11 protein-coding genes are annotated in these 16,216 nt (G+C 46.5%); 5 read left to right on the plus strand and 6 right to left on the minus strand.

Translation table 11 applies throughout. The annotated features are described in order from the left end of the window. Nucleotide 1 precedes the first annotated feature (1 nt). From ACFSKO_RS09470 to ACFSKO_RS09485, 4 genes are all read left to right on the plus strand, one after another. The gene (locus tag ACFSKO_RS09470) at nucleotides 2-2,317 is read left to right on the plus strand and encodes a xanthine dehydrogenase family protein molybdopterin-binding subunit (RefSeq protein WP_380250838.1); all 2,316 of its coding nucleotides are present in this window, start codon (nucleotides 2-4) and stop codon (nucleotides 2,315-2,317) included. Then, entirely contained in the window at nucleotides 2,289-2,645 is a 357-nt protein-coding gene (locus ACFSKO_RS09475) for a MoaD/ThiS family protein (protein ID WP_380250840.1), read from the plus strand. Before ACFSKO_RS09470 ends, ACFSKO_RS09475 begins: the two co-directional genes overlap by 29 nt. 201 nt (nucleotides 2,646-2,846) lie before the next feature. Next, nucleotides 2,847-4,430 (plus strand): PAS domain S-box protein, encoded by a 1,584-nt coding sequence (locus ACFSKO_RS09480; RefSeq protein WP_380250842.1) that lies wholly within the window; start codon nucleotides 2,847-2,849, stop codon nucleotides 4,428-4,430. Nucleotides 4,431-4,443: 13 nt separating this feature from the next. Beyond that, entirely contained in the window at nucleotides 4,444-4,812 is a 369-nt protein-coding gene (locus tag ACFSKO_RS09485) for a response regulator (protein WP_380250844.1), read from the plus strand. Between the two features lie 142 nt (nucleotides 4,813-4,954). Here ACFSKO_RS09485 and ACFSKO_RS09490 read toward each other — a convergent pair whose 3' ends face one another. The 3 genes from ACFSKO_RS09490 to ACFSKO_RS09500 form a co-directional block, all read right to left on the minus strand. Beyond that, entirely contained in the window at nucleotides 4,955-11,215 is a 6,261-nt protein-coding gene (locus ACFSKO_RS09490) for a DUF5801 repeats-in-toxin domain-containing protein (protein ID WP_380250846.1), read from the minus strand. Nucleotides 11,216-11,748: 533 nt separating this feature from the next. After that, nucleotides 11,749-12,153: a VOC family protein gene (locus ACFSKO_RS09495; RefSeq protein ID WP_380250848.1), complete on the minus strand. Its 405-nt coding sequence runs from the start codon at nucleotides 12,151-12,153 to the stop codon at nucleotides 11,749-11,751. Nucleotides 12,154-12,253: 100 nt separating this feature from the next. After that, nucleotides 12,254-12,787, minus strand: coding sequence for a DinB family protein (locus tag ACFSKO_RS09500; RefSeq protein ID WP_380250850.1), 534 nt, complete (start codon nucleotides 12,785-12,787; stop codon nucleotides 12,254-12,256). A 158-nt stretch (nucleotides 12,788-12,945) separates the two neighbouring features. Here ACFSKO_RS09500 and ACFSKO_RS09505 point away from each other — a divergent pair, with 158 nt between their 5' ends. Further along, complete coding sequence (locus tag ACFSKO_RS09505) at nucleotides 12,946-13,872, plus strand: LysR family transcriptional regulator (RefSeq protein WP_380250852.1); 927 nt, start codon at nucleotides 12,946-12,948, stop codon at nucleotides 13,870-13,872. 28 nt (nucleotides 13,873-13,900) lie between these two features. Here the strand turns inward: ACFSKO_RS09505 and ACFSKO_RS09510 are convergent, their stop codons facing one another. From ACFSKO_RS09510 to ACFSKO_RS09520, 3 genes are all read right to left on the minus strand, one after another. After that, nucleotides 13,901-14,407 carry a YybH family protein gene (locus tag ACFSKO_RS09510; RefSeq protein WP_380250854.1) on the minus strand — a complete coding sequence of 169 codons (507 nt, stop codon included), beginning with the start codon at nucleotides 14,405-14,407 and terminating at the stop codon, nucleotides 13,901-13,903. 60 nt (nucleotides 14,408-14,467) lie between these two features. Next, complete coding sequence (locus ACFSKO_RS09515) at nucleotides 14,468-15,136, minus strand: helix-turn-helix transcriptional regulator (RefSeq protein ID WP_380250856.1); 669 nt, start codon at nucleotides 15,134-15,136, stop codon at nucleotides 14,468-14,470. A gap of 202 nt (nucleotides 15,137-15,338) precedes the next feature. Continuing rightward, nucleotides 15,339-16,064, minus strand: a complete 726-nt coding sequence (locus ACFSKO_RS09520; RefSeq protein ID WP_380250857.1) for a substrate-binding periplasmic protein — start codon at nucleotides 16,062-16,064, stop codon at nucleotides 15,339-15,341. Between the last annotated feature and the right edge of the window lie 152 nt (nucleotides 16,065-16,216).

Below are 16,216 nucleotides of genomic sequence, written 5' to 3' on the forward strand. Positions count from 1 at the left end.
CATGGCACGTAATCCAGACGCTGATAACGCTCCAGCTCCAAAAACCGTTAAAAACCGCGCTGCTGAATTTGATGCGGATAAAGCAAAATCCTTCAAAGTTGTTGGTTCCCGCCCGCCACGTCCAGATGGTATGGACAAGGTAACAGGCCGCGCCCGTTTTGGGTCAGATATGGTAATGCCGGGCCAGCTGGTCGGTCTGATCCTGCGCAGTCCGCACCCTCATGCTGTTATTGTGAGTATTGATACTGCCGAAGCAGAAGCGCTTTCCGGTGTGAAGTCTGTGATCACGCGCGATGATTTTGCTGAAAACGCCGATCATCACGATGTGCTCTGTAATATCATGGCCCGCGAAAAAGCCCTTTACGAAGGTCACGCGATTGCCGCCGTTGCCGCCACCAGTAAAGCCGTTGCACGCAAAGCGCTAAAACTGATCAAGGTCGATTATCAGATCCTGCCACACGTCACTGACGTGGACGAAGCCATGGCCCCTGATGCCCCTCTTCTTCATGCGGATATGATCACTTCCGGTGTTACACCTGCGCCCGTCAAGCCCTCCAACGTTGCTGCGCGCAGTGAGTTTGGCCACGGCGATGTCGAGGCTGGCTTTAAGCAGGCCGACGTTGTAATCGAGCGCGATTTTAAAACTGCCGCCACCCATCAGGGCTATATCGAACCCCACGCCTGCGTTGCCAATGTCGGTGCTGACGGCATGAGCGAGCTGTGGTGCTGTACCCAGGGGCATTTCCATGTCCGACAGGTTTGTGCTTCGTTGCTCGGTATTGATGTATCTCGCCTGCGGGTAACTGCGTCTGAAATCGGCGGCGGTTTTGGTGGCAAGACCACGGTCTTCATCGAACCTGTCGCGCTGGCGCTTTCCCGCAAGGCCGGACGTCCGGTAAAAATAGCCATGACACGCGATGAAGTATTCAAAGCCTCTGGTCCGACAGCAAGTTCCAGCATGAACGTGAAAATCGGCGTCACCAAGGACGGTCGCATTACCGCTGGTTATGGTGAATTTCGCTATCAAGGCGGCGCCTTTGCGGGCGCACCAGCAGAATTTGGTGCCATGTCTGCGTTTGCCTGTTACGCGCTCGATAATGTACAGACAATCGCTTACGAAGTTGTGACCAACCGTCCAAAGGGTGCCGCTTACCGTGCCCCCGGCGCACCAATGTCGGTCTATGCCGTGGAATCTGTAATCGCGGAACTGGCAGGAAAAATCGGTATGGACCCGATTGAACTGCGCTTGAAAAATGCCGCACGTGAAGGCAGTAAAAGCTCTTACGGTCCAAAATTTGGCTCTTGCGGTCTGGTTGAAACCCTCGAAGCCGCCCGCGATCACCCGCATTATTCCTCGCCGCTTGGTCCCAATCAGGGCCGGGGTGTGGCCAGCGGGTTCTGGTTCAACTTCGGCGGGGAAACCTGCTCCAATCTCAACATCAATGCGGACGGTACCGTCACAATTGCTGTTGGGACACCTGATATCGGTGGCTCGCGTGCCGCCATGTGTATTATGGCTGCGGAAGAACTTGGCATCCCATATGACAAAGTTCGCGCAATCGTCGCCGATACTTCTGCTCTTGGCTATAACGACACAACAGAAGGCAGTCGTGTCACGTTCTCCAGTGGTATGGCTGTGATCAAGGCTTCACAGAAGGCGATCACTGAAATGTGCAGCCGTGCCGCCATGATCTGGGACATTCCAGCCGAAGCCGTCACATGGGAAGATGGCCACGCCAAACCTTCTGGTGCCAATGCAGGTGATTTCGAGCCGATGTCACTCGCAGAAATTGCCAAAACCGCATCCAAAACGGGCGGACCAATTGCAGGTCATCACGAATATAACGCCGATGGTGCGGGCGTAAGCTTTGGTACACACATTGTTGATACCCAGGTCGATCCTGAAACCGGACGCGTCGATATCCTGCGCTATACCGTTGTGCAAGACGCTGGCAAGGCAATCCATCCGGATTACGTCGAAGGTCAGTTTCAGGGCGGTGCTGTTCAAGGTATCGGCTGGGCATTGAACGAAGAGTACATCTACGGCGAAGACGGTAAACTTCAAAACGCAGGCTTCCTTGATTACCGTATGCCTGTCGCATCTGATCTGCCGATGATCGACACCGTAATCGTGGAAGTTCCAAACCCTGGTCATCCATATGGTGTTCGTGGTGTCGGCGAAACCGGGATCGTGCCGCCACTGGCTGCCATTGCCAACGCTGTATCGGCGGCATCTGGTGTGCGTCTCACCGAACTTCCGATGTCCCCACCGCGCGTTCTCAAAGCAATTGACGACGCCAAAGTGGCTGCGGAATAAGGTCACCGAAAAAGAGCAAGGCGGTCCTCACCAACAAAGAGGGCCGCCTTCGTTACATGGCTGTGTCGTAACAGAGGGAAATATGGTTCAGGTCACACTTTCGGGAACAATCCAACAGATCGCTGGCGGCATTTCCACGCTTGAAATAGAAGCAAAGAATATCCGACAGTTGCTCAACGGTCTGGAAAAGCAGTGCCCTGAATTAAAACCCGAAATCGAAAAAGGCATCGCGGTCGCGATCAACGGCACCATCTACCGCGACGACTGGTTCCAACCCATCCCCGAAGACAGCGAAATTTTCCTTATCCCAAGACTTGCCGGTGGATGAAATCACTCAAGTCATTCTAGAATTTTGTAAAATTTTGCCCGAGTTTGAAATCTGTTCTCATTTTAATTAATGACCTTTCCTCGGAGCAAAAAAAATCCCCTAACAAATTAATCAAGTATTAAACTCTACCTATGGTAGGATATGAAAAAATCACTGTACGAGCGGCGAAAAAATCATAGCTTAACTTGAGTGGAATAAATAATGGACAGTATAGATCTATCAAACCCTCAAAGTGATTCCCTCCTTTTTCAATCTATTTGGAATACCGTCGTCGACGGAATGCTCGTTATTAACCCAGTAGGTATTATCCAAATGGTTAATCCCGCCGCGTTAGAAATTTTTGGCTATACAGAAGAGGAAATAATTGGCGAAAACGTCATCAAAATTATGCCCTCGAGATACGGGAAAGAGCACGATCAATATTTAAAAAATTACATGGATGGTGGACCAAAAAAAATAATAGGTATCGGCCGCATTGTCGAAGGAAAGACCAAGAGTAACAAAGAGTTATCCATGTATCTCGCGGTGAGTAAACTTCAGGTTGGAAAGGACATTTTTTTTGTTGGTATTTTAAGGGACTTAACCGAAAAGGTTCGCGCTGAAAATGATATCCTCGCGGCTAAAGAAGAAGCCGAACACGCGAACCAGGCAAAATCACACTTTCTCTCTTCCATGAGCCATGAATTAAGAACACCTTTAAATACGATACTTGGATTTTCTCAACTCCTGCAAATTTCAGAAGAAAAAGAAATTAATTTTGATCTTTACCAAGAAGCAGCAACCCATATTTTAAAAAGCGGAGAGCACTTACTCAGCCTGATAGATGATGTGCTTGATTTGTCTAAGATAGAAGCTGGCGTTATCGCCGTCTCTCTTGAAGATATCAACCTTAATGAAATCATCCGAGAGTCTATTGATTTAACCAAATTTCTGGCGACAGAAAATAATATAGAAGTAACATTTCATCCTGATACAAATGACAATTTATACGTTTATGCTGATCATGTCAGGGTAAGGCAAAGTCTTATTAATCTGATCTCCAATGCCATAAAATACAACCGTGAAAACGGTACGGTTTCCATAACCTGTGAAGCCCAAAAAGATAAATTTATTCGGATTAATATTGAAGATACCGGTTATGGCATTCCGCTAAATTTACAAAGCAAATTGTTTATTCCTTTCGACAGATTGGGCCTTGAAAATTCTCATATTCAGGGCAGCGGAGTTGGATTGGCACTTACCAAGAAAATCGTCACAATGTTAAAAGGTGACATCGGTCTAACCAGCTCAACAGACGGCAGTACTTTCTGGATTACCTTACCCACGGCTAATCTTGACAAAAACAAACAAGCTCCAGAAAACTTGCCTAAACCAAAAACCACATTCGGAGCAAAAAAAGATTCAGGGTTGGTTTTGTACATTGAAGATAACCCATCAAACATTACCCTGTTAAAGAGAATTGTTAAGGAAACGTACCCAAACGCAACGTTTAAAAGCTGTCGTTCGGCTGAAGCAGGACTAAGCTTTATAGAGAAAAACAAGTGTGATTTGGTCTTTATGGATATTAATTTACCGGGCATCAGCGGCGTTGAAGCCATGCTAAAGCTAGAGAATGAGTACCAGAATTTACCGCCTGTAATTGCGATAACAGCAGATATTTCAGATGCATCATCTAAAGACATAAAAATGAGAAAATTTGACGCCGTTCTATCTAAGCCTATTAATATATTTGAGATACAAAGCGTGTTAGAACAGTATTTAAAACTACACCATTCGATCGTATGAAATTGGATAAAACATGAAGCTTTTATATATAGAAGATCAACCTGTTAATGCACGGGTACTGAGCTTGTTTGTTGAAAAGTTATGGGGTGATTACCTTTCATCGGTTGAAACGGCTGAAGAAAGCTTTGAGTTACTTATCAACGAAGACTTTGATCTTATATATATGGATATTAACCTTCCAAAAATGAACGGCCTAGAAGCCGTTCGTCATATAAAAAACCAATTAAACCTGAAAGACATCCCAATAATCGTGATAAGTGCCAATACAAATGAAAAGGTCATAAGCGAAGCTATTGAAAGCGGATGCCAAGGGTATTTAAAAAAACCTGTTAGAATAGATGAATTAAAAAGGTTAACTGAAGAAGCCTTAAAGATAAATTAGGTGTCACACGAATATCACTACCACCATTTACCAAAAGACGGGCACCATCAACATTCAGACCTTATATTTTTCAGCGTTAAACAAACAAAACCCCGGACCTTTCGATCCGGGGTTTTGTTTTAATCTAGCGGAGTAGATTGCTTTAGACGGTACCGAATATCGTTACTGTCAGGTCATCTTCGACGTATAGCTTGACGGTTTCGCCAAGATCACCTGTCCCACTATATTCAGTAAAGGTATGTCCGACCGTTGATCCTTCTGTACCAGCAATACCCGTTGCCGTTTGCGTCCAGATAATTTCGGAATCACCAGATGATCCAACCGATTGTCCTGCTTCCAGGTTTACCCCGTCGCTGGCACCATCACCCATAACAAACAGAGTATTATCCCCATCAGTTATATCGATCACGTCCTGTACAGAAAGCATCCCCGGTGAAGTCAACGAAGCGTTTGGTGCAAAGACACCAAAATCTTCGTAATCTGTGCTTCCATTGGTCATATCAATAACTTCGATGTTCTTAATCAAATCAGTATCAAAACTGGTCGTTCCACCACCACCAGGAGTAATCCAGATTGATGCATTTCCAACTGTTCCAGGAATAGCGAGCGTATCAAAACCATCGCCACCATCCAGAGGAGAACCAACGGCAAAGGTTAATGTATCGTCGGTACCACCGCCTTCGGAAACAGCCGTTACATTGATATCCAGTTTGGCCGTAGAGGTATCACCATCGGCATCGGTAATCTCATAGGTAAAGCTGTCAACCAGATCCGTGTCGGTCACATCTGCTTTTGCTGCGTAGGAGTAAGAACCATCTTCGCTGAGCGTCAGGGTACCGTAAGCTGTTTCAATTGGTGTGCCCAATGCCACAGGCGTGCCATCCCCGGCAATAACGCCAGTTACAACCGCACCATCAGCACCAAGGTGATCATTCTCAAGAACACCAGCAGCAGCCAAGACAGTAAGGGTTTGACCCTCATCGACATCGCCACTGTCAACCACAGCTAGTGGACTGTCGTCGTTCAGATCCAGCCAGATCTGTCCGTTTGCAATATCTCCATCATTGTCGGTAACCTGATAGTCTATACGGAATTTAGCGTTGTTTTCATCTATTCCACTGACATGATGCAAAGGAGCTAGCTGTGTGATTGTATACGCACCTGATGTTGTATCACTCAGAGTAATCTTGAATATATTGACGTAGCTACCATCACCTTCGATATCTTGGGCAAGAGTGATCTCCGTAGGACTAAAATAAAGCCCAAGCTTATTGGCAGCCCCTCCTCCGCTACTCATATCAGTCAGAACAATGCTCTGGATACCATCGGCACCAGCATCGAAATCTAGTGTACCGGTCAAGTTTTCGCTATCAGGATCAACATCGCCTGTACCACCAGCGTGACCACCTGCAAGGGCGTCATCATCCAGTTTAATACGTGCATTATTAGCATTGTTCACCGTTGGCACAGCATCTTTAACCGTGATGTTCAAAGTTGCAGTGGAAACATCACCGTCCGCATCTTTGATTTCATAGGTAAAGCTATCAACAACGTCGTCACTGATTGTACCTTCTTTGGATTCGTAGGTGTAGGACCCATCGGCATTCATGGTCAGGAAACCGTAATCGGTTTCAATCTCAGTTCCTAATGCCGCAGGCGTTCCAGCACCCGCCGCAACACCAGAGACAACTGCACCATCAGCACCTTGCTCGTCATTGGAAAGAACACCGTTCGCCGCCGTAACGTCAAGGGTTCCAGCTTCGGTCACTTCTCCGTTGTCTGTTACAGCAAGCGGACTGTCATCATCAACATTGATTGAAATTGATCCGGATGCACTATCGCCATCCCCATCAACCACTTCATAGTTAATGGTGAACTCGGTATTGTTTTCGTCCAGACCAGCTGTATGGGCAACCGCCGCTAGCTGTGTGACCGTATAACCACCAGATGTTTTATCGGTCAGGTTCACACGGAAAACGTCTGTTGGTACGCCGTTGATAACCTGACTGACCGTGAGAACAGTGCCATCGTTGGACAAGGCGGATGAGAAACCAGCACCGGATGGCAAAGCCGCCCCGGTCAACAGAACACTTTCAACCCCATCGGCACCCGCCGCGAAGTTCAAGGTTCCGGTCAGGTTTTCGCTATCAGGATCAACATCACCTGTACCACCGGCATGACCACCCGCAAGGGCATCATCATCCAGCTGAACCAATGCGTTCAGGTTGCTATCAACAACAGGTTCACTGTCTTCGATATAAATGCTGAGAGTTTCTTCGTCCTCATCACCGTCGCCATCGCGAACTTTAAAGCCAAAATCAAGCGTGAGTGGGTCGGTTGGGTTGCTACCGTCTGTTGACTGGTCAGGGTGATCTACTGGCCCGTGCAGGGTAACAGTGTATTTGCCAGTTTCAGGATCAACCTTGAGCGTCACGATATCAGTTGCGCCACCGTCGATTGTTCCCACAAGAACAAGATTGCCATCGATATCAGTACCAACGGTACCAAAATCAACATCCTTGCCACCTGATTTCAGAACCGCCCCATCCGGGTTGCCATCTTCGCTGTCTTCCCAGCCTTCAAACCAGAGATCAACAACGGCAATACCATCCGCATTGTGATCAATATCAAGCGTACCAGACACGACATCATTTGTATCGTCGTTATCCAGTAGGTTTGCTTCACTGATATCTTCAGACGCATAGGTATCATGCGCATCCGCTTCGTCATCTTCGATAACAACAACAAGGTTTGCGGTATCTGTATCACCATCATTGTCAGTGATCGTATATTTGAACTGTAAGCTTAGCGGATCTTTGTCATTCGCATCGTCTTCTAGGCTTAGATCAGGGTGATCAATGCCCTTGGATACTTCCACTGTATACGCACCGGATGTCGGGTTGATCGTCACGGTAACAACAGGTGTTGTGCCACCATTGCCATCAGGAACAGTACCAACCATAACCAACTGGCCACCAATCATTTCAGCAGGACCAAAGGTAACGTTCTCACCACCCGATGTCAGTGTTGTGCCATTGGGGTTGTTGTCTTCCGTATCTGACCAACGAATGAATTCAACACCTGTGATCGCACCACCATCAGCACCGAAATCAACATCCAGTGTACCCGCGACAGCCGCACCACCGTGCAACATATCGTGTTCTGAAACCCAAGAGCTTTTATGCGTTCTGTACTCATTGTCAGCATCCGGACCATCATCTTTCACACGGACAGAGAAATCTTTCGATGCCGTGTCGCCATCACCGTCTGTTACTGTCGCGGTGAAGGTTAGTTTGAGCTGATCACGAGATCCAACCTGTTGGTCACCATTCTGATCGGGGTGATCAATTGGGCCAAGCAGCGTTGCTTTGAATGATCCAGAATCTTCATCCAGTGTCACCTTGATGACTTCATCATCCCCCGCTTTACCGATCAATGTCAGCTTGCCACCAATCACAACAGCAGGCCCAAAAACAACAGCCACGCCATTTGACGTCAAGTTACCATCAAAGCCAGGTGCAACCGCATCACCCCATGTACCATCTGGGTCAGTCACAGATTTCAGCTCAAGACCTGTGAACTTGCCACCATCAACACCGAAATCAGCAAAAATGCGGCCAGAGACAGTATCTTTGTGATCGCCTCGTGTCAGATCAGATTCTTCAAGATCATCATTGTTGTTACGGATATAGCCAATGCTTGGGCCGTCATCCTGAATAGTCACAGCCAGATTTGCGTATTCGCTGGCATCGCCTTCGTCATCAATGACACGAATTTGCAGATTAAGAGCTGCAGTAACTTCGTCATGATTGCCTTCATCACGGGTTCCCGGTGTCGGGTTTTTAACAGACTGGAATTGAACAAATGATGATGTCAGGCTGCTGCTTTCACCCGCAGATGGTTGCTCCAGATGTACAGCAAAAACAGCTTCCCCGTCATCTGTCAGACCCCAAACGATATTTGTGTTCGCTGGATCCGTATGCAGGTAGATTGCACCACCAGCAGTCGTTTGTAGTACGCTGAGCGTCCCGTCATAAAGTTTGAATTCGAAACTTTCATTGCCGATATCATTATCATCAACAGTAGAATCAGTTGCAGCATCACCAGTGTTTGGACCATCAGAGAAGAAATTGACAGCAATCTCACTCTGCGCAAAGCCAAGTAAATCTGAAACGGAATCAACTTCATCAAAGTGCAAGCCACTTGAAGCAATCGCAAGACCTGCAGAACTTCCAATCCACCAGACATCATTCGCGTCACCCTGAGGCAACGGACTTTCATCGTGAACCAATGTTGCGTCCTGAACTTCAGGAACGTCTTCTTGAATATCAACGGTTACTGTATCCACAGTTGTAGAGACATCGTTCAAGTCAGTCAGATCACTACCGCTCAGGTCTGTTTCACTTGCTGTGGCCGTAACAGTAATCTCAGCAGGACCGTCTTCGTTCTCGGAACCGTCGTTCAAACGCTGTGACGTCCAATCTTGCGGATCAAAGGTAAAGTCAATGGTCACACTTCCATCACCAACAACACCGTCCGGTGTATCCGTAACCGGATCAATACCGTTCAGCCTGTCGACATAGTCCGTGATATCGAAGGTATAGGTCACAAAACCACCTGATTCGACAGATGTCACATTGACCAGACCTGCGTGCTCACCAAAGGTTTCTTCAAGATCAAGAACCCAGTCAGCGGGAACGCCTTTAAGCTCAACCTGATGGGTTTCAGAACCATCCGCGAAATCATCAAAGGTCAAGGATACAGGAATAGTCGTCAATTCAGGTGTTTCCTCGTCCTGAGTGATGATCTTTCCTTCGGTGGAAAGGTTATCCAAAATGACAGCAGGATCAAAGATCCCATTGATGCTGTCGCCTTCGTTAAAGAGAACAAAGCTGATGGTCACGTCACCTGTTTGATCAAAGGTATGGGTAAAGACCTTCGCGCCAGAACTTTCGTCCCAGTTTTCGCCGTCAAAGCTTTGGGTTGCGCCGTTTGGTGCTTCCAGATTTTCGCTCAGTTTAAAAGCTGTGCCATTGATCACAATGAACAGAGCATCATTAAAATTGTCGCCAATTTCGTTGACCAAAAACTCATAATCAAGTGTCAGGGTCTGGCCGGCAGCAACCTGGAAAGTACCAGACATGGCAACGCCGTCGAAGAAACCTTCGTTATTATCGCCTTGCACCGTGCGCAGGCCTTCAAAAGTACCATCTTCAAGTCCCAAAGACGTTTCAATATCAGAAACGTTTACTCCACCAGGGTTCCCACCAAATGCAAAAAGTGCATCATTGCCACCATTGACTTCAACCAACTTTCCAGCTGACGTTAGAACCGTCCAGTCAGATAGATCGGAAAAAGCGTTTTCAATGACAGTGCCTTCTTTGGCCAGAACCTCAACATCAGGCTTATCTGCAGCCGCATCAATAATGGCGGTTCCAGATGCTGTAATAGAGGCAGTTTCGCCGCTGTCAGGATCGGAAATGTTTGCGGTGATTGTAACCGGAATATCTGCGTCGCTGTGTTCATCGCCTTGCAAATAAACTTCATCAAGGTCTGATCCAAGAATATTGATCGGTAAAGTACCGACTTCTTCGCCCGGCACACTGCTGAAAACGATATTTTCAGGGGCAAAACCACCAACATACAACGTCACTCCAACAGGCAAGGACGTGATGTCGATAGAATCAACGACCTCATTGTCTGCAGGTACAAAAGTAAAGGCGATTTGCATCGGAGATTCTGTGTCATCCCCAAGATGCTGGTTTGCCTGCCAGTCTTCAAAGCCACCAACAAAAGCACCGCTTACATCCGCACCATCAACAACCGTTGTTGCAAAAGTAAAGCTAAAGGTACCTTCGGCAGGATCAGGATTATCATTCGCAAGGGCCGCACCAACGAGTTCGGCAAGTGTTCCATCAAGCACGCCCTGTGCGTTCAAGCCATCAATGGATTCACCGAAATCATCACTATAAGTGCTACCGCCACCACCTTGTGGGCCAGCGCCTGCACCAGCTGCGGTTTCAAGGGTTTGCCCTTCGACCAAGGCTTGTGCCTGACCAATCAAAAGACCTGCGGAAAGTTCAACACCACCGATAACCAGAACAGGAGCATCCGCGCCTTGGGATTCTGCAACTAAATTCTGGAATACGATACGACTATCGGCGCTACCATCACCGTTACTATCAAAGGTCAGAACAAAGTCATTGCCTTCAATTACCGGGGTTGCTGCCGTCGCATCGAAATTTAATGTTGCGGTTTGTCCTTTGCTAAGAACAACGTTTGTTGTTTCGCCTGCTGCTGGTGCAGCAATTTCTACAGCCGAAGCTGCCTGACCAACGAGAGTTTCATTTGCTACTTCGCCAGAAACCATCTCAGTTCCACCCTGTGTCAGACCATCAGTCATGTATGAACTCCATTCCGTTTTCTTATCAAAAAGGGTTGTCGCGGCTTCTGGCCAGGGCAACCCAAGGGGAATTACTAAATATTGACACCTACCATATAGATTTAGGAATATATGACAATCATGAGTTCTTCAAAAACAACAGCATTATGTATGAGATGTAAGCGTTTGATTAAATTAAATTCGGGGTCTGCCATGGCTCGAGTGAAAAATATCGCATTAAAATCAAGGGATATAGCTTATTCCACCTATCCGCGTACATAATACACAGATCAAAATCCCGAACCACAACGAAAACTGAACCACAGGTTAAGCAATAACATTGCTGATGTAATGTAACATCACGCCAACTGATTTTAATAAACAGTCAAATTTTGTATTTTTAAAAAGTGGTTATTTGAAAAGTCCCTAAAATTTTGAAAATCAGTAAATTTTTTGAAAATCAGTGGGTCCTTTAAAATTAGTAAATTCTTTGAGAATTAGTGAAATTCTCATTCGATTTTCTGAAACTTCCGAGCGCAATTATTGACTTTGATTTACCCCAAAATATCTTCCCGATAAGCAATATGGATCTTATTTCCATCGGGGTCACGAAGATAGGCGCCGTAATATCCCACACCATAGTGATCGCGTGGTCCCGGTGCACCATCGTCAACACCTTTTGCCGCTATCCCAGCATAGTAAGCCTCATCAACGGCAGAAATTGTTGCTGCTAAAAAAGCAACCATGCCACCATTTCCCACGGATGCTGGCGCACCATCGAAAGGTTGATATACATAAAACCGCGGTAAAGGATGTTTGCTTCCGACCCAACAAAGAGAACGCGGCCCAGAATCAAAAATAACCTTACGTTGACGCAGCCCCAAAGGCGTTAAGACCGCATTATAAAAAACTTCCGCACGGTTTAGATCATTTGACCCCACGGTTATATGGCTAAACATCTGTTATCTCCTGTTTTTATCTCGCTATATATTCTTATTTTATCTGTGGTTTTATCTGTGGTCTTATCTGTGGTCTTATCTGTGGAAAACTATACTCACATTATCCTGCGTGCCATACATCCCTCAAAAATACGGGTAAATCATTTGCCGCTGTGAAGACCGGAATTTGTTGCATCATGCTACTGATCATACCCCGGTGATAGGTACCGTGGTTGACGATATGTAAGAAAATTTCCATGCGGGACATGGTCCCCTTCCCGCCACCGACAAATTCAAACTCGATAATCTCAGCAAGTTGTCTATCATCAAACTGGTCAGCTTGTGCGATATACCAGCGATCCATCTCTTCACACATCTGCCGCAGATCATTAAGCGGGGGCGATGTCTCTGTATTTCGTGCGCTATAGGTATGTTTGCCCCCCTCTAAATGCGCCTTAAAGATATCATCGACCACATAAGTGTGGTTCATGGTATGGATGATCGACCCAAACGTTGCCTTGTGGAGTTTCACCAGTTCCGCTGGTGGAATTTCAGACATTGCCTCAAAGGAAATGTTATTGGCCCAGGCTTTGTAACGGGTGAACATCTGCAACATGGAAGGATTGTCATTCGGTTTTCCAAATTCTATGGCCACGTTTCATTTCCTTATATCTTAAAATCGGTTGAACGATATCTCGCTCAACTCTTGAGCATTCGCTCAGGTTTGAAAGAACTCTTAATCATTCCCTTTGATTACCAAATAGACTACAAGTGAATTTAAAGATGATAAATCACTAATACTGGAACACTTAAGTGAAAAATATTCATCAATTAGCAGGCATACCGATCGACATGGCGATTTTCCTGCGGGTCATAGAGCGCGGGAATTTTGTGCGGGCTGCCGCAGATCTCGGTTTGACCCCCTCTGCGGTATCAAAGGCGATATCAAGACTGGAAGATCGATTAGGCGTGCGCTTGTTGGCCAGAACAACACGGAACCTCAACCTGACCAGTGAAGGGAGCATCTATCTCAAACACGCCCGAAATATCGCCGCGGCAATAGAACGCGCAGAAGCAGAAACAGCTTCATCAAGAAAAAACCCATCTGGTCCTTTGCGTCTGACCATAGCCGCTGCCCTCGCCAAACATCAAATCACTCCCTTACTTCCAGAGTTTCTTGAACATTTTCCCGCTATTGAAATTGATCTCAACATTACAGAACAGCACGTTGATATCATCAAAGAAAACTACGACATTGCTATTCGTCCCGGCAATCTGATCGACAGTAATTTAATTGGTACAAAGTTGGCCGAAGCAGATCGTCATATCTGTGCCAGTCCGGGCTATATTGCCCGCCATGGTAAGCCCTTAACTCCTCTTGACCTTAAAGAGCACAATTGCCTGACCACATCTGGGTTTCCCATGCTTTCCCGTTGGAAATTTGTCGTCGACAAAGAACCTTTTTCCATTGATGTTACAGGCAATATCAAATGCGATAACACGGACCTGCTGCTTGATCTTGCTCTGGCAGGCAAGGGCATCGTGCGCTTGCTGGAAACGGTTTGCGGTAACGCTCTGCAGACAGGCGCATTGGAGATCCTGCTTGAACAACATCACATTCCAGAAACCGTTCCCATCTGGGCCATCACCCCTCCAGGCAGGCTTTCATTACCAAGAGTCAGGGTATTCGTTGACTTTCTAAAGCAAAAATTTCAGTGCCGCCCTTGGTCACGATCCTGAGTACGGGGCCAATCGCGCAACACAGATATCACTTTTTATGAACAAGGTGATCGCCGAATGGATTATCAATCACCATCAACCAACGTCCGTCTGGCTGTTTGCGGAGCACAACCACGGAAAACCCGTTCTGCTCAATCAGTGATCCGTCCGGGGTTTTGCCAGACATTGTCCAAGTAGAAGAATGAAGGGCAATATCGCCTGTCTGAATAACGTCATGATTTGTTACAGTAATTTTGGGATTAATCGCCATGAACTGCGCAAAGGCCTCACGCAACGCCGGTGTTCCCATGGCGGGCATTCCGGGTTGCCCCACCAAAACTCCGTTTGGTTCAAAGGTAGCAAGAACCTCCTCCATATCACCAGCGCCAACTGCTGAATTATTCATATTGATTGTTGCGTGAATTTCGTCATGTTCCATTGATAAAGCTTTCTGATTATTTGGGGCCTGATTACTTTGCGCGTAAGCGTGAATTGATTGTGTACAAAGCAGTAAAACCGCAAGGCACGTTAGTCTTGGAAATGTTTTTGATTTCATTGGTTGTCCTCTGGTTACAGAAGAAACCTAAACGGCTAACGTGTCAGAAAGTGGCAGTAGTCATTTATAAGTCGTCTCACAAGCCTCAGCTTCGCGCCAAAGTTTGATAAGTTCATGGCGACGACGTGGATATCGCGTTGGCATTTCCGAAAGCATTCCAATACGGTCGGTGCGAAAATGCCGGATGTCATCTCTTAGCTCACACCATGCCGAAATAAGGCGTCCGCCATTAAAATAGATCAGAAAAAATGGCCATATGACACGTTCAGAGCTTTTGCCTGTGCCATCACGATAATGAATGAGCAACTTGCGCTCATTTTGAATGGCCCCCCTTACAATCACCATATCAACCATTTCAGTGGGGGACTGCGCGCTTCGTCCAACAACGGCATATTGTGCTTCAACGCGATCAACAAGTTCAATTGGCATCACGGCTGTTAATTTTGCCATCGCTTTACGTGCAGCTTCACCAAGAGGCTTGTCCGCCTTATCGGCCACCCAGAGCGAGCCAAGAACAAGCGCGTCCACTTCCTCTGCGGTAAACATAACCGGAGGCAAAAGGAACCCTGGACGCATAAGATACCCAACACCGGCTTCCCCCTCGATACCAGCCCCAAGCGCCCGTAACGAATCAATATCGCGATAGAGTGTTCGAATTGAAATACCCTGCGCTTGCGCAAGATCCTTACCGGAAACCGGACGGCGATGGCGTCTGAATTCTTCTACCAAGCTTAAAAGTCGTTCGGCGCGTGAAATGTTGACCTCCTTTAAAGCAGTTCAACGTGCTGTTCATTGAAGATTTATCAAACATGGTACTTTACGGAAAGCATACAAAATCTATGGGACGAAACAAATGCCCAATCACGCCAGATATTAAAACTCCAAATACTGGAACATCTTCTTCATAACGTTTAGCCTTGAAGGTCTGCCATTAATCCTGTCGTGCTGCAGATATTTCGTCAATATATTGAGCACGTATCTTGGCAATGGTCCCATCCGCTTCCATTGCTTCCAGGATCTCTGTCAATTTTGGAACCAAATGCTTATTCTTTTTATGCAGGTAATGAAATAATGGGTATGTCTGAACCACATGATACTGAAGGGGTATTTTCATTTCCTTCTCGAAGTTCTGTGCAAGTTCTATACTTGTAAGACGAGCCAAAACAATAACGTCGCATCTATTCATACCCAGATTCATGAAAAGCTGTTCGTTCGAATTGGCGACATCAACCTTCATTTTTTTTGTGCCTGCTTCAGCAAATTTCACACCGTTGCGAATACAAACGCGGTATGGCTCCAAACTTTGCCACCCGTCCAAAGATATTTTTGAATTTGTTGTAATGGCAACCCCTTCCATGATCCCGATCGGCACGGGAAGCATAATGAGTTTTTTGTATTTCAATTGAATGTTTTTAATTCGATATAATTCGCCATCAACTCTTCCTGAATTTGCGACAGCTAACGCTCTGGCGGCAGGTAAACGGGGAAATTTAGCGTCGATGCCCAAACGTCCATAAGCTTCTCGCATTACGCGTTCGCTAATAGTTGCATAAGAAGAGTTTTCAATTCCCGTAAAGACAAGCTGTTCTTGCGCGGCCCCGGAAATCGGCCATAGGAAAAAGAGCATCACAATAAACACATGGGACCTTTTTTCCATTTCCACACCTCATCTAAAGTGGGCACATAAGAAGACCAGCATACCATAACGCACAAAAGGTTACTATTAACTGAAACCAGTAAAGCTTGATACTACGACGAGATACGATGACGAGGCCTCTGGCGATTAATTAGACGCCTTATGCGAAAGGA

This window comes from Kiloniella antarctica (assembly GCF_042682825.1).
Lineage (GTDB): Bacteria > Pseudomonadota > Alphaproteobacteria > Kiloniellales > Kiloniellaceae > Kiloniella > Kiloniella antarctica.